The organism is Larkinella humicola (assembly GCF_008727875.1).
Taxonomy (GTDB): domain Bacteria; phylum Bacteroidota; class Bacteroidia; order Cytophagales; family Spirosomataceae; genus Larkinella; species Larkinella humicola.
This window is the reverse complement of record NZ_VTWS01000011.1, coordinates 19,487-36,605: the sequence shown is the minus strand read 5'-3', so window position 1 is coordinate 36,605 and position 17,119 is coordinate 19,487. Positions and strand designations below refer to the sequence as shown.

Below are 17,119 nucleotides of genomic sequence, written 5' to 3'. Positions count from 1 at the left end.
AATCCGGCCTTTGCCCCCGACCCCTAAAGGGGCACGGACGCCGAGCCATCCGGATAAAGCGACGTCCGCGCCCCTTTAGGGGTCGGGGGCAAAGGCGCAGGACGAAGCGAATTCTTATAAACTTACGTTGTCAAATGACCAATACCGACACAACCAACCACCCCGGCGAAACCGTCCGAATTCTGACGTACAACCTCAACGGCATCCGGTCGGCGCTGAGCAAGGGACTGGTCGAATGGCTTGCTCAAAATTCGTTCGATATCCTGTGCTTTCAGGAAGTGAAAGCTACCCACGACGTGGTCGATTTGCTGCCGTTTGAAGCGCTGGGTTATCAGTATCACTGGCATGCGGCAGAGAAAAAAGGTTACAGCGGGGTGGCCACGTTTTCGAAGCTGCCACCGGATCAGGTCGTTTTGGGCTGCGGTATGTCGGTTTACGATTGTGAAGGCCGGATTCTGCGCACCGATTTTGGCGACCTGACCTTGCTGAACTGCTATTTCCCGTCGGGAACAACCGGCGAAATTCGGCAAACCGTCAAGATGCAGTTTCTGGATGATTTTTTCGACTACGTTCAGGAGTTGCGCCAATCCCGACCGAATGTCATTGTCGTCGGCGACTACAACATCGCGCACACCGCCATCGATATTCATGATCCGGTTCGGAACAAAACGTCGTCGGGTTTTTTGCCGGAAGAACGGGCGTGGCTATCGAAGTGGTTCGATAGCGGTTTTATCGATTCCTACCGCTACAAAAATCCGGACAAAATCGAATACAGTTGGTGGAGTTACCGGGCCGGTGCGCGCAGCAGCAACAAGGGCTGGCGGATCGACTACATTTCCGTCAGCGAGCCCTACAAAGATCGCATCGTGGCCGCCGGGCACCTTCCCGACGCCGTTCATTCCGACCACGGCCCGGTCTGGCTCGAAGTCACGCGATGAAAGAATTATTCGATATTGAGTCGATCTTCTTTACGGTTCTCGGCTATCCGATGAGCTACCTCGAATTTTTTGGAACCGTTACGGGGGCGGTCGCAACGCTGCTGTCGGCGCGGGCTCACCTCTGGAGCTGGCCGGTGGGCATGGTGAGTGTGATCCTCTTTCTCTTTCTTTTTTACCAGATTCAACTCTATCCCGATATGTTTTTGCAGGTGTTCTTTTTCATTACCAACGTCGTGGGGTGGTGGGAGTGGACGCACCCGAAAGCTGGTGAAGAAGACCGTCGGAATGAGTTGAAAATTACGCCCTTATCGACGAAAAACTTTGCCCTCTTGCTGGGCGTGGGGGTGTTGGCAACGGGGGTTTTAGGCACCATTGCGCAGAACCTGCACGCCTGGTTTCCGGTCCTGTTCAGCCAGCCCAGCGCGTTCCCGTACCTCGATTCGTTCACGACGGTCATGAGCATAGTGGCGACTTTTCTCCTGATTCGCAAGAAACTGGAATGCTGGTACGTCTGGCTGCTGGTCGATCTGATCAGTACCTACATGTACTTCACCAAAGGTGTGAAAGTGCTGGGTATTGAATATGGTTTTTATTGCCTGATCGCGTTTGTTGGCGCCTGGCACTGGACGCGCGAATACCGCAGTTATCCCACAACCACGGCATGAAAAAGGGGCTGATTTTCGGGAAGTTCATGCCGGTTCATCGGGGCCATATCGCGCTGATTGAATTTGCGGCCGCCCAATGCGACCACCTGATTGTGTCCATGAACTGCACGCCCACCGATCCGATTGATCCTGAACAACGGATGGCGTGGCTGCGGGCTTTGTTCGGCCATCGCAGGAACATCGAATTGGTGTCGGTGCTGGATGATTTTTCGGACGATGATCGGCCGTTGTGGGAAGCCACCCGCTTGTGGAGCGATTTTATCAAACAGCGGTTTCCGGACATCGAGGGTTTTTTCTGCTCCGAACCGTACGGGGTGCCGTTGTCGCAACACCTCGGATTGCCCTGCATCAAATTCGATTCTGAACGGAAGCAAGTGCCGGTTTCGGCCACGCAAATCCGGCAGCACCCGGCCCGGTACTGGGATTTTATTCCTGACGTGGTCCGGCCGTATTTTGTGAAGAAAATCTGCCTGTACGGTTCTGAAAGCGTTGGAAAAACCACGCTGGCAGAGCAACTGGCTGCGCATTACCAGACGGTATTTGTACAGGAAGTGGCCCGCGATCTGATTACGTCCAACGACCTGACGCTTGACGATTACGTGACGATCGGCCATGCCCAGACGAAGGCGGTGCTGGAGGCCACCCAAAGAGCGAACAAGCTGCTGATTTGTGATACGGATCTGATTACGACCGAATTATACGCTGATCATTATTTACAGGAAGTTCCTCCGGTTCTCTTCGAACTGGAAAAACAGGTTACCTACGACCGCTATTTTCTGCTGAACATCGACGTACCCTGGGTGGCCGACGGTTTGCGCGACCTGGGTCATCGCCGGGAAGAAATGTATAACCGCTTCAAAACCGCCCTGGCCCAACGCAACATCGATTACGTCGATGTGTCGGGCGATTGGGCCACGCGCTGGGCGATTGTAACGGGGGAGATTGATCGGTTACTCGCCTAGCTTCAGGTGGTCCGCGAGTTTAAAGACCTCCTTCAAACACTTCGCTGTTAAAACCGCATCTTCGAGGGCGTTGTGAATGTCGGACTCGCGTTCGAAGCCAAAATGACCGGCAATGTCTTTCAGACTCAGCCGTTGCGGAACCGGTTTGTTGTTCTTTTTCAGAATCCGAAATGAGAAATAACTCAGCGTGTGCAGGTCGATTAACGTCCGGGAATACGGCCATTTGAGTTTCTCCAGGCGGTAGGCTTCTTTCAGGAAATTGATGTCGTTGATCACGCTCTGACCACAGATGATGACATCACGCAGGTACGGATTGTTGTCCGTCGTCGTCTGGGTTTTCCGGATGCCCAACTGGGTGATAATCCACTCTTCCAGCTCCGGCAACACGTCATAAATCATCGGCGCATCTTCCAGATCGGCCAGCGACAGGTTGTGAATTTTCTCGGACGAACTCGAAAATGCGTCTTCGTTTTCGGGATACACATTGGTCAGATACTGCCCTTTTTCGACCCAATGATCGTCGAAAAGCACGGCACCCACCTGAATAATTTCGTTCCAATCCGGCTCCGGGCCGGTCATTTCAAGGTCAAGCACTAAAAAAGGCATGGCGGTATTATTTTAATCGGGGATATTTTAGGTGTGAATCCCGTGTAAAATTGCGTTCAAAATATTCAAAACCTGCTTCCGACCCATTTCAGAGTCTACTAAATCGAGCGGTTTCTGATTCAGTAAAGCTGGTATTTTTGCATGAAGCCATACTTCGAAATCCTCCTGGTTTTCAAAAACTTCAATTCCTTTGGCATGTACTTCCGAAAGTGAATGAGACTTTTGCATAATTGATGAAATAACCGGCTTTCCATTGAAACCAATCAGACAAATATAGTATTTCCTTACACACTATACTGGCTTGTGTTCTACCTTTGCCACCGGAAGCGCCGGGCAAACCCGCCGGCATCTTTTGTCTCAAGTCTAACGTCTATTGTCTCAAAATGGAATACCGGATTGAAAAAGACACGATGGGCCAGGTGCAGGTACCGGCCAACGTGTATTGGGGCGCACAAACCCAGCGTTCGATTGAAAACTTCAAAATTGCGCAAGACATCAATAAAATGCCCCGCGAAATCGTCCGGGCGTTTGCCTATCTGAAAAAAGCCGCAGCCCTGACCAACCTCGACGCGGGCGTGTTGTCGCAGGAAAAATGTGATCTCATTGGGCGGGCCTGCGATGAAATTCTGGACGGTAAACTGGACGATCAGTTCCCGTTGGTAGTCTGGCAAACCGGTTCCGGTACGCAGTCGAATATGAACGTCAACGAAGTCGTTGCCTACCGCGCCCACGTGTTGCAGGGCGGCCAGTTGACCGACGAAAAGAAAGCACTGCATCCGAACGACGACGTCAACAAGTCGCAATCATCGAACGATACGTTTCCGACGGCGATGCACATTGCGGCTTACAAGATTCTGATTGAAGTGACGATTCCCGGAATTGAAAAACTGCGGGATACGCTGGATGCCAAGGCGAAAGAGTTTAAAAATGTCGTCAAAATTGGCCGGACGCACTTCATGGATGCCACACCGCTGACGGTGGGGCAGGAGTTTTCGGGTTACGTTTCCCAGTTGACGCACGGTTTACGGGCCATCAAAAACACGCTGGCCCATCTCAGCGAACTGGCTCTGGGCGGAACCGCCGTCGGGACGGGCATCAACACGCCCCCGAATTATTCCGAAAACGTCGCCAAACACATCGCGGACCTGACGGGTTTGCCGTTCGTTACGGCCGAAAACAAGTTCGAAGCCCTGGCCGCCCACGACGCCATTGTGGAAGCCCACGGTGCCTTGAAAACCGTGGCCGCCAGCCTGATGAAAATCGGGAACGACGTGCGGATGCTGTCGTCGGGACCGCGCGCCGGCATTGGCGAAATCTTCATTCCCGACAACGAACCGGGATCATCGATCATGCCGGGGAAAGTGAACCCCACGCAGTGCGAAGCCATGACGATGGTGGCGGCTCAGGTGTTTGGCAACGACGTTGCCATCAACATCGGCGGTGCGATGGGCCACTTCGAACTGAATGTTTTCAAACCGGTGATGATTTATAATTTCCTGCACTCGGCGCGGCTGATCGGGGATGTGTGTGTGTCGTTCAACGACAAATGCGCCGTCGGCATTCGTCCGATTGAGGAAAATATCCGGAAACACGTCAACAACTCGCTGATGCTGGTGACGGCGCTGAACACCAAAATTGGCTATTACAAAGCCGCCGAAATTGCCCAAACCGCCCACCGCGAAGGCAGTACGTTGAAGGAAACCGCCGTTAAACTGGGTTACCTGACGGAAGCGGAATTTGATGAATGGGTGAAACCCGAAGACATGGTGGGTTCCATCGATGTGTAGAAATAACCACCGGTTAGGTTTTCAGAACTTAACCAGTTTTGGCACGATAGATTAATCAATACACCGGTTAGGTTTTCAAAAACTGACCGGTGTATGCCCACTTCACCACATGAAACGAATTTTATGGCTTGGTTTTACGATCGGTTTACTAACCGGTTGTGCGCCCAAAACCGTCCTCAACACCTACCGGGTTCCGGCAGGCGGGTTATCCACGTTTTTCAAGTACGTACCCGGGAGAACACCGATGGTCAGCTTCCACCGGGGTGGAGGTGACATCAAGGGCTACCCCGAAAACTGCATCGAATCGTTTGCGTATGCGGCTGGAAAACTGCCCGTTATCATCGAATGCGATATCGATCTGACCCGCGACAGTGTGCTGGTGATGATGCACGACCAAACCCTTGACCGAACGACCACCGGAACCGGTAAACTCATCGGCAAAACCTACGAAGAAACGCAGCAATACCGCCTGGAAGACAATTTTGGCAATGTGACGAACTTCAAAATTCCGACGCTGGAGCAGGTGTTGCGGTGGGGAAAAGACAAGGTCATTTACACGCTGGATGTCAAGAAAAACGTGCCGTTTGCCAAAGTCGTCGAGATGGTTCGGCGGACGGGTGCGGCTGATTATTCAGTGGTGATCACCTACAGCGCCACGCAAGCCGCTGAGGTTTACCGGCTTGATCCGAATCTGATGTTGTCGGTGACGATTCTGAAAGAAGAAGACTACCAGCGACTCCACGACCTCGGCATTCCCGATCGCAACATGGTGGCGTTTGTCGGTATTTCCGAACCCCGCCCCGAATTATACCGGTTTTTGCACGCGAAAGGGATTTCGTGCATCCTGGGAACCCTCGGTAACCTCGACAAACAGGCCGTTGCCAAAGGCGATCAGGTGTATAAAACGTTTGCTAAAAACGGCGCGGACGTGATGTCGACGGATCGGCCGTTGGAGGTCTATCAGGCGGTGAAATAAAAAATGCCCGTCAGGTCTTCAAGTTCTGACGGGCATTTTTTGTCGCGTTTCATTACTGCACTACAATCACTGGCGGCAGCACTTTCAGTTCCTCTTCAGCCGACAATTCCTTTTTCTTTTCCGGTTTATGACGCGCCTGCCGTTTCATCGTAATGTCGTACAAATCCGTTCGGCGGTCTTTTAGGATTTGAACCGAGCCTTGCTCGTGTAATTCCGTCAGCAGCGACAGATCGACGTCGGTGATCAGCACCATTTCAGTGTTGGGTGTCGACTCGGCTTTGATGGCGTTATTCGGAAACTGAAAATCGGAAGGGGTGAACACGGCCGACTGGGCATAGTGGATGTCCATGTTGGCCACGCGGGGGAGGTTGCCGACGCAGCCCGAAATGGCGACGTAGCACTCGTTTTCAATCGCCCGCGCCATCGCACAATGCCGCACCCGGTTATACCCATTCTGGGTATCGGTCAGGAAGGGTACAAACAGAATCTGCATCCCCTGATCGGCCAGAATCCGGCTCAGTTCCGGGAATTCGACGTCATAGCAAATCAGCAAACCAATCTTTCCGCAGTCGGTATCGAACGTCCGGATTTCGTTGCCGCCCACCATGCCGTAATGTCGTACTTCGTTGGGTGTAATGTGAATTTTCCGGTATTCTTCAAACGAGCCGTCCCGTCGGTAGAGGTAGGCCACATTATACAGTTTGCCTTCGTCGATGAGGGGCATACTGCCCCCGACGATGTTGACATTATACGAAATCGCTAACTCTGACAACCGCTGACGTACCTCGTGGGTCACCTCGGCCAGTTTGCGAATGGCAACCGGGCCGGGCAAATCGTTGTAGTCGGCCATCAGGGGCGTATTGAAGAATTCTGGGAGAACCAGAAAGTCGGCTTTGTAGTCACTGACGGAATCGGCGAAAAACTCGACCTGCTCCAGCAGCGCCTGCATGTTCGGAAACAGCCGCATCTGCCACTGCACTACTCCCAACCGGATGATGTCGTTGGTATGCGGCTTTTTCTTCTTTTCATCGACGTAATAGATGTTGTTCCACTCCAGCAACGTTGCGTATTCCAGCGATTCACTGTCGCCGGGCAAATACCCGCGCAGCACCTTCTTGACGTGGAAATCATTGGAAAGTTGGAAGGTCAGCGTGGGGTCGTAGATTTCCTTCTGCTTCACTTTGGCAATAAACTCCCGGGGCGACATTTCACCGGCATAGCGGACGTAGTTCGGAATCCGCCCTCCGGCCATAATGCCTTTCAGGTTCAGCGACTCACAGAGTTCCTTGCGGGCGTCGTACAGCCGTCGACCCAGTCGCAAATCCCGGTACTCGGGGTGGACGAATAACTCGATGCCATACAGCCAGTTGCCTTTCGGATTGTGCGTATCGAAACTGTAATTACCGGTTATTTCCTCGTAGGTATGGTTGTCGCCAAAATCGCTGTACTTCACCCGGATCGCCAGCGAACAGGCCACAACCTTGCCATCGACCTCCACGCAGAACTGCCCTTCCGGAAAAATTTTCAGCAGTTTATCGATGAGGTTCTTTTCCCAATAATCTCCACCGATGCCGCTGTAGACTTCGATCATGGACTCTTTCAGGTCGGCGTAATCGGATTTCTGTAGTGTTCTGGTTTGAATATGCATGTTTTGTAACAGGGGTTGTTTTGCGGAGTTGAGCAGAGTTAAGGGAGTTAAGCGGAGATCTTTTTTTATTTTTCTCTGCTTAACTCTGCCTTCTCCGCTCAACCCTGCGAAACAACGCCTTCTTTAATTTTCTCTTCTAAACTCAAAAGGTGCTCATCCGTAAAGTCCAGGTGTGTCACGAACCGGACCAGGTGTTTTCCGAAGGTAACGGCTAAAATTCCTTTGCGGGCTAACTCGTCAACGTAATCGGCGGCTAAGATGTTCTGGTTCAGCCGGAAAATGACAATATTGGTGTCGATGGGGTAAATTTCTTCCACTTCCGGCAACAGCAGCAGCATCTGACCGATTTTCCGGGCGCGGGCGTGGTCGAGTTTCAGGCGGTTGATGTGGTGGTCGAGGGCGTAGATGCCCGCAGCGGCCAGATAACCGGCCTGACGCCAGCCACCCCCCATCAGTTTCCGGTAGCGCCGGGCCTGCTTGATCACATCCGTTTTCCCCAGCAACAGCGACCCCACCGGGCAACCCAATCCTTTGGACAGGCAAATGCTGATCGAATCGAAGAGCTGACCATACGCTTCCGGGCTTTCCCCGGTTTCGACCAGCGCATTGAACAAGCGCGCGCCGTCGAGGTGCAGTTTCAACCCGTGTTCGTCGCAAACCTGCCGGATGGCGGCAATTTCGGGAATGGTGTAATAACAGCCCCCGCCTTTGTTGACGGTATTTTCCAGACAAACCAGCCGTGTAATCGGCTTGTGCAGATCGTCGGGCTGAATATGGTCGCGCACCAGCTCGGGCGTCAGTTTTCCGCGTTCGCCTTGGGCCAGACTGAGCGACGCCAGCGCATTGACGGCGATGCCCCCGCCTTCGTAGAGGTGAACGTGTGAAAGCTGGTCACAGATCACATCGTCGCCCGGGCGGGTGTGGGTGCGAATCGCCAATTGGTTGGTCATCGTGCCGGACGTGCAGAAAAGGGCCGCTTCCATCCCGAACAACCGGGCGGCTTTTGCCTCCAGGGTCAGCACGGTGGGGTCGTCGCCTAACACATCGTCGCCCACTTCGGCCGTGAACATCGCTTCCAGCATGGCCGGGCTGGGTTTGGTAACGGTATCACTTCGTAAATCGATAGGCATAGCCTGACAGGGAAAATTTCGGTTGTTCACAACTTACAAAGAAAACAAAAAAGCCGTCCCCTAAAAAGGAGACGGCTTTCTAAAACAGTAACAACAAATACTACTCTACTCTCACTTTTATCGTTATAAACCAAAGTTTTTCGAAATTCCGAAAGACGCCCCACTGCCAAAATCAAATTTAAAATTCGTCGTGCTTTCAGAAGCGCCCTTGGGTTTGAGGGATGCGTAGCTCAACCCGCCGAAGCTAAAGTTCAACGCAAACCCGTTTTTCATATTAACACCAATTGCCGGGAAGAAAGTGCCGCGAAAGCCATTTGCCGATACGCCCCCGGTCTTGCCTGAGAGAAAATCGGCGTTAAACTGGCCGTAGAGGGCGAAAATGTCCGAAAGGGGAACGGCATACCGGATAAAGGGGCCAACGGCAAAAGCCGAGGTCTTCGACTCGACAGCGTTTGTGGTGGTTTTCCAGCTTTCGGTCGAAAGCGACAAGCCGGCCGTCCAGTTATCGGTAAACTGGTATCCCACCGCCGGTGAAAAACTGAAGGTATTGACCTTATTACTCTCGCTGGTCTTTTGCGATTCGGCTTTGATCGACCCATACACCAATACCGTATTTTTCTGCGCATAAACGCCGGCTACGCTCAGGGCGCAAACCAGCAAACTCATTACTACTTTTTTCATTTCTTGTGTCTGGTTGTAAGATGATGCCCTTTTTTCGAAGGGTTTACGTTGAGACGTAGAAATTTTTAAAAGTTACATTTTTCGAAAAAAAACGGTTCGAACGGCACAAAAACGCGATATGCGGGTGGTTGGGAGGGTGAGTGTTACCGGTTTCGTTGCAGTAAATCCGGCACCGGATTTGTAGAAAGGATTAGAGCAGAGCCGAATCGGTCTTTTTAAGTTTTAAGCAACAGGCATGAATGATCTGATTCATTACGCCATTCCGGGGTTTGTCCTGCTGCTGCTGACGGAAGTCGTGGTCACGGCGGTTCAGCAGAAAGACTATTACGAAACCCGGGATACCCTGAGCAGTCTGTCGATGGGCATTGGCAATGTCATCATCGGATTGCTGGGCAAGATTATTGTGTACGGAGCCTATGCGCTGGTGTATGAATACCGGCTCTTTACCATCGATATGACCCGGTGGTGGGCGTGGGCTGCGTTGTTTTTGGCCGACGATTTCAGTTACTACTGGTTTCACCGGATCAGCCACAGCAGCCGGTATTTCTGGGCGTCCCACGTGGTGCATCACTCGTCGCAGAAATACAATTTGGGAACAGCCCTGCGGCAAACCTGGACGGGCAATCTGAGTGGGGCGTTTGTTTTCTGGATCTGGCTGCCGCTGCTCGGGTTTCATCCAGCCGCCATTCTGACCATGCAGTCAATCAGCTTGTTATACCAGTTCTGGATTCATACCGAATACATCAAGCGGTTTCCATCCATTATCGAAGCGGTTTTCAATACGCCTTCGCACCACCGGGTCCACCACGGTTCGGATCTGAAATACCTGGATAAAAACCATGCCGGGGTGTTGATCATCTGGGATCGGTTTTTCGGTACATTTCAACAGGAAGAAGAACGGCCCACATACGGGCTAACCAGGAACCTTGAGACTCACAACCCGATCCGGATTGCGTTTCACGAATGGCTGGACATCAGCCGGGATGTGGCCCAATCCGGTTCGTTTCGACGGGCTATTCAGTATGTGTTCGGTCCGCCGGGCTGGAGTCACGACGGTTCCCGCAAAACCACCCGGCAGTTGCGTGATGAGGCTTTGGCTCGGAAAAAGCGGGATTGAGAAATAGCACGAAACAACATGCACCGGGTCAACCGGGGGCACGGCACAGTCACACTTTCTTCCGGTACTCCTGACTAATCAACCGGTTATATTCCGGATGATTTTTGATGTAAGCTGCTACAAATGAGCAGGATGGGATGATTTTTAAATTGTATTTCTCAATGTATTTCAGAGTGCCTTCCACCAATTGAGAACCTAAACCAGAACCTTCCTGCCTTGAAGGTACTTCCGTATGCGTCAGCACCAGCGTTTTTTCGTCTTTCGGGGTGTAGGCGATAAAAGAGAGCTGTCCATAATTTTCGAGTTCAAAGCGATTTTCCGCCCGATTGATGGAAACCGCTCGTTCCTGAGTTTTCATGATGAGGGGTAATAAGGGTTTACCTAGGTAACCATTGAATGGATAATATGTTACGATTCGATGGTAATTTATGAGGAAAACGCTCTCGTTGGTCGAATAATGCCCCAGGCGTTGAAAAAACGCTTGTCATAATCGACGGTTTTCCTGAAATTGACGCTTTTAAACGGAACGCGGATTCAGCAGATTGAACGGATTTGCACCGATTAAAATCAGTTTTGATCGGTGCAATCCGCTGAATTCGCGTTCCGTTTAAAAGCGTCAATCAACCCTAACCACGTCAAATCATGAGAATCAAAACCATCTTTCCCCTTTTGCTGGTGCTATGGATGGCCACAGCTACCCGCCAAGCCGTACCTTCGCTCGCCGGTTCCTGGCGGTTAACCGATAGCGGTGGAGCATCAGTCGAATTTGTTCTTTCAGAGAGCTATATAATGGGGGCCTTTCACGAAAACGGCCGGTTTCTGGGGGCGCAGGGAGGAACGTATCAAACCGATGGTAAGCAACTGAAAATTACGTACGAATTCAATACCGAAGACAGCCTGCAAGTTGGAACCACCCAAACACTGACCATCGATTCATTTAAAAACAATCGCCTGGTTGTGAAAAGCGATGACGGAACCGATACCTACGAACGCACCGACACCCCGACGGCCCAAACACAAATGGCCGGTTTATGGCGAATAACGGGCAACATTGACGACAGTGGACAGGTGAAAACGCGCCCGCGAACCGCCCGGAAAACCCTGAAACTCCTGACTGGCAATCGGTTTCAGTGGGCTGCCATTAACCCGGAAACCAAACAGTTTATGGGAACGGGCGGTGGCACGTATACCTATGTAAACGGCAAATACACCGAGAAACTGGAATTTTTCTCCCGCGACAACAACCGCGTGGGCCGCTCCCTGCCATTCGATGCCGAACTGAAGGGAACCGACTGGTATCACCGGGGGCAAAACTCGACTGGCGGAAAGGTTAGTGAAGTTTGGAGCCGCGAAAAATAAGCTTACCTTGGGGCTGAAAAACCGTTTTAGCCCCTTTTTTACTGAAAAGTACCTGCCATGTTTTTGATTGATGCCCACCTGGATATTTCCCTGAATGCGATTGAATGGAACCGCGATTACCGGCTGTCGGCCCACGAAATCCGGGACGTGGAAGCGGGAATGACCGATAAAATTGACCGGGCCAGAGGCACGGTTTCATTGCCCGATCTTCGCCGGGGTGACATTGGCCTTGTGGTCGCTACGCAAATCGCCCGGTTTAATCAGAGTAACGGCAACCTGCCCGGCGCAGGCTGGAATTCGCCCCACCAGGCCTGGGCCATGACCCAGGCGCAGCGGGCGTGGTATGAAGCCATGCAGGACGCCGGTGAGATGATCCAGATTCGCGACCGCGCCGGTCTTGATCAGCACGTTGCCCTCTGGCTCGATGCATCGATTCCGAACGAGAAAAAACCGGTGGGGTATATCCTGAGTTTGGAAGGAGCTGATTCGCTGGTGAATTTATCGTACCTGGAAAAAGCCTATGCGTACGGCTTGAGAGCGTTGGGACCGGCGCATTACAGCACCGGTCGCTATGCCCCCGGCACCGGATTGAGCGGTCCGCTAACGCCCCTGGGCCGGGAACTGGTGGTGGAAATGGATCGGCTGGGGATCATTCTGGATGCCACACACCTGACCGACGAGGGGTTTTCGGAAGCTCTTTCCCTTTACAAAGGCCCGGTTTGGGCGAGCCACCACAATTGCCGGACGCTCGTGCCGCACCAGCGTCAGCTTTCCGACGACCAGATTCTTCAGTTGGCCGAACGCGGTGGGGTGATCGGCGGGTGCTTCGATGCCTGGATGATGAAACCCGGTTTTACGCAGCGAATCAGCAATCCGGCTGATTTTGGCATCACCATCGAAACCATCATCGAGCATTATGACCACATTTGCCAGCTCACCGGCAGCAGCCAGCACATTGCCATCGGCAGTGATCTGGACGGAACGTATGGCACCGAACAGTCGCCCACCGACCTGGACACCATTGCCGATCTGCAGAAGTTGACCGGATTACTGGCTGCGCGGGGGTATGCTCAGGCCGATATCGAAAACATCTTTTACAAGAACTGGTTGCGGTTTTTGCAGAAAGCCTGGCGTTGACCGGGTCGCATTAGGTCGGCTGATGGGGTTGCCGTTTTCGGGTCACCATGAGCCGGATGATGAACACGAAAATAGCCAACACCACAAAAGCAGCCAGCAGCGGAAGAAAGACCGCAAGGAGTGAAAGTCCAAAAGACGCGACGTTCTCGGCACTGGCGACCACCGGATTGCCCAAACCGCCGGTCGTGGCCGTCGAGCCGATTCGCAGCAAACTGGTTCCGGCCTGAATCAGTCCTGCTGTTCCACCGCCTGCAATGATGCCCAATCCCCATTTCAAAACCGGTTCGTCGATGGCAACAAATGAGGTTGTCAGGATGGCTCCGGCCACGAACGCAACCGGCGTTGCCACCGTATCCAGCGCATTGTCGAGCCACGGAATGTAATACGCCCCGATTTCAATGAGAGTAGCCGTTGCCAGCAAAAAGAAGGCGGTCCACGAACTCAGCCATTCAAAACCGGGCGTTACGGCAATCCAGCCCACCTTGACGGCCAGGCTGGCGACAAGCATGGGTACAAAAATCCGAAAACCGCAGCAGGCACTTAGCGCAATCCCGAGGCAAAAACTGAGTATCCATTCCATATAAGCGTGGGTTGTAATCCGGGATGAAAGATAGGCGATGGAAGGCAATAGACAAGCCGGAAAACCGAAAATCCCGGGCGATTGCTTCCCCTCCAAAATCAGAAAAGTACAAATCAAGCCCGAAATCTTGACGTCGAGGGTCGTATAGTCTCAGGAATTCCGTATTTTTCGCTCCAAAACGTTCTTATTCCCAAACCTTTCATGAACCGTCGTCAGACCCTTGCTGCCTTAGCCGCCACGACTGGTGGAGCCGTTATGTCGCCCTCAACGTTATTAGCCCATTCCGCACCCGAAGTGGTAAAAGACCCTCCGCCGTTTACGTTTGCTCTGAATATGAGCACCATCCGGGGGCAAAATCTCGGTTTTGTGAAAGAACTGGAAGTCGCTTCAAAAGCCGGTTTTCGCTCGGTCGAAATCTGGATGAACTCCTTTCAGGAATACCTGAAAACCCACACCGTTGCCGATGTTCGCAAACTGCTGGGTGATCTGGGAATCAAAGTTGAAAACGCCATCGGGTTTGCGCAGTGGATTGTGGATGATGAAACCACCCGAACCAAGGGCGTGGAACAACTAAAGCAGGAAATGGAACTGCTGGCGCAGATTGGCTGCAAACGCACCGCAGCACCGCCGATGGGAGCAACCCAGCAGCCCGGTCTGGATCTGCGAAAAGCCGCCGAACGCTACCGGACAATTCTGGAACTGGGAGATAAAACGGGCGTGGTCCCGCAACTGGAACTGTGGGGCGGTTCTAAAAACCTGAATAAACTGAGCGAGGTGATGTTCATTGCCGTCGAGAGCGGGCACCCGTCGGCGCGGGTGCTACTGGACATTTACCATTTGTATAAAGGCGGTTCGAGTCCTGCCAGCCTGCCGTTGGTGGGCAAACCCGGCATTGAGGTTTTCCACCTGAACGATTACCCCGCGAATCCACCCCGCGAAACCATCGTCGATGCCGACCGCGTGTATCCGGGCGACGGCATCGGACCGGTTCGTGACACGCTGAAACAACTGAAAACACCCGGCAAAACAATCGTGTTGTCACTCGAACTGTTCAACAAAACCTACTACGCGCAGGACGCGCTGCTGGTGGCAAAAACCGGGCTGGAGAAAATGAAAAAAGTGGCGGAGGGGATTTAAAAAATTGAGTTGTATCGCGGAGTTGAGCGGAGGAAAAAGGGAGTTAAGCAGAGTTTTAAAAAAAATCTCCGCTTAACTCCCTTTTTCCTCCGCTCAACTCCGCGAAATAATTCTCTTAGTGCGAGTCTCGCTTCACCACCGGGCCGGAACCGCCTTGCAGGAAGTCGAAGTCGGCGCCTTCGTGGGCCTGTAAAACGTGGTGGATGTACATTCGGGTATAGCCGCGTTCGTAACCCAGGTCGATGGGTTTGAAATGAGTCAGCCGCCGGGCCAGCTCTTCGTTATCGACGTGGAGATTCAGCAGGCGGTTTTCGACGTCGAGCGTAATCAGGTCGCCATCCTGAACCAGTGCCAGATTGCCGCCGATGGCTGCTTCCGGCGAAACGTGCAGAACCACCGTGCCAAAACCGGTGCCGCTCATTCGCCCATCCGAAATCCGCACCATGTCGTGAACACCCAGTGCCAGAATTTTGGCGGGTAGCTGCATATTGCCCACTTCGGGCATACCGGGATAGCCTTTCGGACCCACGTTTTTCAGTACCAAAACGCACGACGGATCGACGTCCAGTTCCGGGTCGTCGATGCGCTTTTTGTAGTCGTCGATGTTCTCGAAAACCACCGCCCGGCCCGTGTGTTGCATCAGTTCGGGCGAAGCCGCCGAGGGTTTCAAAACCGCCCCATTCGGACACAGATTGCCTTTCAGAATGGCCACGCCCGATTCCGGTTTGAACGGTTCGGCCACCGACGCGATCACCTCCCGGTTGTAACATTCGGCCGCAAGGCTGTTCTCACCCAGCGTCCGGCCATTAATGGTCATGGCGTCGTTGTGTAGAAACTGCCGCAACTCCTTGATGATGGCGGGCAGGCCACCGGCGTAAAACAAATCCTCCACAAAATGCTCACCGGAAGGCTGCAAATTGGCTAACAACGGGATTTTTGCCGATAGTTTGTCAAAATCATCGATCGATAGGGGCACGCCCATTCGCCCGGCGATGGCCGTCAGGTGGATGATGAAATTGGTGGATCCGCCCAGAGCGGCATTGACCATAATGGCGTTTTCGAAGGCCTGGCGGGTGAGAATATCGGACGGACGAACGTTTTGTTTCACCAATTCGACGGCCCGCATCCCGGCCATGTGGGCCAGCACTTTCCGGCGCGAATCAGCCGCCGGAATGGTGGCATTGTCGGGCAAGGCCAGCCCCAGCGACTCGACCATCGCGGCCATTGTGGAGGCTGTTCCCATCACAGCGCAGTGCCCCTGGCTTCGCGCCATACAGGCTTCGGCGGCCACAAATTCTTCCTGCGACATTTCGCCTTTTTTGTTGGCTTCGGCAAACCGCCAGAGGTCGGATGTACCAATGTTGCGGCCTTTGTATTTGCCCGCCAGCATCGGCCCACCAGACACCACGAGGGTGGGAATGTCGACGCTGCAAGCGCCCATCACCAGCGAGGGTGTGGTTTTGTCACAACCGCACAGCAGTACCACGGCGTCCATCGAGTTGCCGCGAATCGACTCTTCCACATCCATGCTGGCGAGGTTTCGGAACAGCATGGTGGTCGGTTTCATCTGGCACTCACCGAGCGACATGACGGGGAATTCGAGCGGAAAACCGCCCGCTTCCCACACGCCCCGTTTGACGGCTTCGGCCAGGTCGCGGAAGTGGGCGTTGCAGGGCGTTAATTCTGAAAACGTATTGCAGATGCCGATAACGGGCTTGTTTTCAAACAAATGGTGTGGGAAACCCTGATTTTTCATCCAGGCCCGGTAAATGAAACCGTCTTTGCCGGTGCGGCCAAACCATTCTTGGGAACGAAGGTGCATTGTTGAATTGGAGGTTAGTGAGTGAAGGATTTACTGACTTTAGGAACTGAAATTTGAGTCGTCGAATGATTTTGGGCGGTAAGTTAGAAAGTTTTTGGTAAATGAAAGCCTTTGCACTTTTCATCAATAAGTTTAATATCTTCGCAAGATTACTCAATCGTTTCATTGAATGAACTCACCCGTCACTTGCTTTCTGATCGACGATGACGAAGACGATCAGGAATTGTTTACGCTGGCTTTAAAAAAAGTGGACCCGACGCTGACGTGTGTGGTGGCTGACGATTGTGGAGAGGCCATCCAGAAGCTCCGTGAGGAAGATGCGTTCATGCCCCAGTTTATTTTTCTGGATTTGAATATGCCCCGGATGCATGGAAAGCAGTGTTTGATGGAGTTGAAGAAAATTGCCCGCATCGAACACATACCCATCATCATTTATACTACATCGTCGGAACCCAAAGATATTCACGAAACCAAAGCCTTGGGAGCAACCGATTTTTTGACCAAGCCGCCCCTCATTTCAACCCTGACCACCCGATTGGCTAAGCTGTTATTCAATCAGCCGATGGCTTGAAGG

Annotated in this window: 18 protein-coding genes; 10 read left to right on the top strand and 8 right to left on the bottom strand. The window is 52.8% G+C overall.

What is annotated here, in order from left to right:
* Positions 1–134 precede the first annotated feature (134 nt).
* Genes F0P93_RS28695 through F0P93_RS28685 form a run of 3 tightly spaced genes read left to right on the top strand, consistent with a single transcriptional unit; the run spans position 135 to position 2,565 of the window.
* The gene (locus tag F0P93_RS28695; RefSeq protein WP_150881251.1) at positions 135–938 is read left to right on the top strand and encodes an exodeoxyribonuclease III; all 804 of its coding nucleotides are present in this window, start codon (positions 135–137) and stop codon (positions 936–938) included.
* Positions 935–1,603 (top strand): nicotinamide riboside transporter PnuC, encoded by a 669-nt coding sequence (gene pnuC / locus F0P93_RS28690; RefSeq protein WP_150881250.1) that lies wholly within the window; start codon positions 935–937, stop codon positions 1,601–1,603. Before F0P93_RS28695 ends, pnuC begins: the two co-directional genes overlap by 4 nt.
* Positions 1,600–2,565: an AAA family ATPase gene (locus F0P93_RS28685; RefSeq protein WP_150881249.1), complete on the top strand. Its 966-nt coding sequence runs from the start codon at positions 1,600–1,602 to the stop codon at positions 2,563–2,565. Before pnuC ends, F0P93_RS28685 begins: the two co-directional genes overlap by 4 nt.
* On the opposite strand, the gene F0P93_RS28680 is transcribed toward F0P93_RS28685, so the two are convergent.
* Complete coding sequence (locus tag F0P93_RS28680; RefSeq protein WP_150881248.1) at positions 2,554–3,171, bottom strand: 3'-5' exonuclease; 618 nt, start codon at positions 3,169–3,171, stop codon at positions 2,554–2,556. The two genes, F0P93_RS28685 and F0P93_RS28680, sit on opposite strands and share 12 nt — an antisense overlap.
* A gap of 27 nt (positions 3,172–3,198) precedes the next feature.
* The gene (locus F0P93_RS28675) at positions 3,199–3,399 is read right to left on the bottom strand and encodes an MbcA/ParS/Xre antitoxin family protein (RefSeq protein ID WP_150881247.1); all 201 of its coding nucleotides are present in this window, start codon (positions 3,397–3,399) and stop codon (positions 3,199–3,201) included.
* A gap of 155 nt (positions 3,400–3,554) precedes the next feature.
* Between F0P93_RS28675 and fumC the strand changes: the two genes are divergently transcribed.
* Both fumC and F0P93_RS28665 read left to right on the top strand, forming a co-directional pair.
* Positions 3,555–4,958, top strand: coding sequence for a class II fumarate hydratase (fumC, locus tag F0P93_RS28670; RefSeq protein ID WP_150881246.1), 1,404 nt, complete (start codon positions 3,555–3,557; stop codon positions 4,956–4,958).
* Positions 4,959–5,067: 109 nt separating this feature from the next.
* Positions 5,068–5,934, top strand: coding sequence for a glycerophosphodiester phosphodiesterase family protein (locus F0P93_RS28665; protein WP_150881245.1), 867 nt, complete (start codon positions 5,068–5,070; stop codon positions 5,932–5,934).
* Positions 5,935–5,986: 52 nt separating this feature from the next.
* Here F0P93_RS28665 and F0P93_RS28660 read toward each other — a convergent pair whose 3' ends face one another.
* The 3 genes from F0P93_RS28660 to F0P93_RS28650 all read right to left on the bottom strand — a co-directional run bounded on the left by F0P93_RS28660 (position 5,987) and on the right by F0P93_RS28650 (position 9,393).
* Positions 5,987–7,582, bottom strand: coding sequence for a bifunctional GNAT family N-acetyltransferase/carbon-nitrogen hydrolase family protein (locus F0P93_RS28660; protein ID WP_150881244.1), 1,596 nt, complete (start codon positions 7,580–7,582; stop codon positions 5,987–5,989).
* 98 nt (positions 7,583–7,680) lie between these two features.
* Positions 7,681–8,712, bottom strand: a complete 1,032-nt coding sequence (locus tag F0P93_RS28655; protein ID WP_150881243.1) for a threonine aldolase family protein — start codon at positions 8,710–8,712, stop codon at positions 7,681–7,683.
* A 123-nt stretch (positions 8,713–8,835) separates the two neighbouring features.
* A complete protein-coding gene (locus tag F0P93_RS28650; RefSeq protein WP_150881242.1) occupies positions 8,836–9,393 on the bottom strand; it encodes an outer membrane beta-barrel protein in 558 nt (185 codons plus the stop codon).
* A gap of 235 nt (positions 9,394–9,628) precedes the next feature.
* On the opposite strand from F0P93_RS28650, the gene F0P93_RS28645 reads away from it, so the two are divergent.
* A complete protein-coding gene (locus F0P93_RS28645) occupies positions 9,629–10,510 on the top strand; it encodes a sterol desaturase family protein (RefSeq protein ID WP_150881241.1) in 882 nt (293 codons plus the stop codon).
* Between the two features lie 49 nt (positions 10,511–10,559).
* On the opposite strand, the gene F0P93_RS28640 is transcribed toward F0P93_RS28645, so the two are convergent.
* Positions 10,560–10,868 carry a GNAT family N-acetyltransferase gene (locus F0P93_RS28640; RefSeq protein ID WP_150881240.1) on the bottom strand — a complete coding sequence of 103 codons (309 nt, stop codon included), beginning with the start codon at positions 10,866–10,868 and terminating at the stop codon, positions 10,560–10,562.
* Positions 10,869–11,152: 284 nt separating this feature from the next.
* On the opposite strand from F0P93_RS28640, the gene F0P93_RS28635 reads away from it, so the two are divergent.
* The gene (locus tag F0P93_RS28635) at positions 11,153–11,869 is read left to right on the top strand and encodes a membrane or secreted protein (protein WP_150881239.1); all 717 of its coding nucleotides are present in this window, start codon (positions 11,153–11,155) and stop codon (positions 11,867–11,869) included.
* A 57-nt stretch (positions 11,870–11,926) separates the two neighbouring features.
* Complete coding sequence (locus F0P93_RS28630; RefSeq protein ID WP_150881238.1) at positions 11,927–13,006, top strand: dipeptidase; 1,080 nt, start codon at positions 11,927–11,929, stop codon at positions 13,004–13,006.
* Between the two features lie 10 nt (positions 13,007–13,016).
* Here the strand turns inward: F0P93_RS28630 and F0P93_RS28625 are convergent, their stop codons facing one another.
* Positions 13,017–13,586: a DUF4126 domain-containing protein gene (locus tag F0P93_RS28625; protein WP_150881237.1), complete on the bottom strand. Its 570-nt coding sequence runs from the start codon at positions 13,584–13,586 to the stop codon at positions 13,017–13,019.
* 201 nt (positions 13,587–13,787) lie between these two features.
* Here F0P93_RS28625 and F0P93_RS28620 point away from each other — a divergent pair, with 201 nt between their 5' ends.
* Entirely contained in the window at positions 13,788–14,723 is a 936-nt protein-coding gene (locus F0P93_RS28620) for a sugar phosphate isomerase/epimerase family protein (protein WP_150881236.1), read from the top strand.
* A 115-nt stretch (positions 14,724–14,838) separates the two neighbouring features.
* Here the strand turns inward: F0P93_RS28620 and F0P93_RS28615 are convergent, their stop codons facing one another.
* Positions 14,839–16,545 (bottom strand): IlvD/Edd family dehydratase, encoded by a 1,707-nt coding sequence (locus tag F0P93_RS28615; RefSeq protein ID WP_150881235.1) that lies wholly within the window; start codon positions 16,543–16,545, stop codon positions 14,839–14,841.
* Between the two features lie 169 nt (positions 16,546–16,714).
* On the opposite strand from F0P93_RS28615, the gene F0P93_RS28610 reads away from it, so the two are divergent.
* On the top strand, positions 16,715–17,116 hold the full coding sequence (locus F0P93_RS28610; protein ID WP_138991565.1) for a response regulator: 402 nt from the start codon (positions 16,715–16,717) through the stop codon (positions 17,114–17,116).
* Positions 17,117–17,119 lie beyond the last annotated feature (3 nt).

Bases quoted from the DNA above. Each gene is read 5' to 3' on its own strand.
- F0P93_RS28680 (WP_150881248.1), bottom strand. From the start codon at position 3,171: ATGCCTTTTTTAGTGCTTGACCTTGAAATGACCGGCCCGGAGCCGGAT.
- F0P93_RS28620 (WP_150881236.1), top strand. From the start codon at position 13,788: ATGAACCGTCGTCAGACCCTTGCTGCCTTAGCCGCCACGACTGGTGGA.
- F0P93_RS28610 (WP_138991565.1), top strand. From the start codon at position 16,715: ATGAACTCACCCGTCACTTGCTTTCTGATCGACGATGACGAAGACGAT.
- F0P93_RS28685 (WP_150881249.1), top strand. From the start codon at position 1,600: ATGAAAAAGGGGCTGATTTTCGGGAAGTTCATGCCGGTTCATCGGGGC.
- F0P93_RS28695 (WP_150881251.1), top strand. From the start codon at position 135: ATGACCAATACCGACACAACCAACCACCCCGGCGAAACCGTCCGAATT.
- F0P93_RS28625 (WP_150881237.1), bottom strand. From the start codon at position 13,586: ATGGAATGGATACTCAGTTTTTGCCTCGGGATTGCGCTAAGTGCCTGC.
- F0P93_RS28660 (WP_150881244.1), bottom strand. From the start codon at position 7,582: ATGCATATTCAAACCAGAACACTACAGAAATCCGATTACGCCGACCTG.
- F0P93_RS28655 (WP_150881243.1), bottom strand. From the start codon at position 8,712: ATGCCTATCGATTTACGAAGTGATACCGTTACCAAACCCAGCCCGGCC.
- F0P93_RS28665 (WP_150881245.1), top strand. From the start codon at position 5,068: ATGAAACGAATTTTATGGCTTGGTTTTACGATCGGTTTACTAACCGGT.
- F0P93_RS28675 (WP_150881247.1), bottom strand. From the start codon at position 3,399: ATGCAAAAGTCTCATTCACTTTCGGAAGTACATGCCAAAGGAATTGAA.
- F0P93_RS28635 (WP_150881239.1), top strand. From the start codon at position 11,153: ATGAGAATCAAAACCATCTTTCCCCTTTTGCTGGTGCTATGGATGGCC.
- F0P93_RS28615 (WP_150881235.1), bottom strand. From the start codon at position 16,545: ATGCACCTTCGTTCCCAAGAATGGTTTGGCCGCACCGGCAAAGACGGT.
- fumC (WP_150881246.1), top strand. From the start codon at position 3,555: ATGGAATACCGGATTGAAAAAGACACGATGGGCCAGGTGCAGGTACCG.
- F0P93_RS28645 (WP_150881241.1), top strand. From the start codon at position 9,629: ATGAATGATCTGATTCATTACGCCATTCCGGGGTTTGTCCTGCTGCTG.
- F0P93_RS28630 (WP_150881238.1), top strand. From the start codon at position 11,927: ATGTTTTTGATTGATGCCCACCTGGATATTTCCCTGAATGCGATTGAA.
- F0P93_RS28640 (WP_150881240.1), bottom strand. From the start codon at position 10,868: ATGAAAACTCAGGAACGAGCGGTTTCCATCAATCGGGCGGAAAATCGC.
- F0P93_RS28650 (WP_150881242.1), bottom strand. From the start codon at position 9,393: ATGAAAAAAGTAGTAATGAGTTTGCTGGTTTGCGCCCTGAGCGTAGCC.
- pnuC (WP_150881250.1), top strand. From the start codon at position 935: ATGAAAGAATTATTCGATATTGAGTCGATCTTCTTTACGGTTCTCGGC.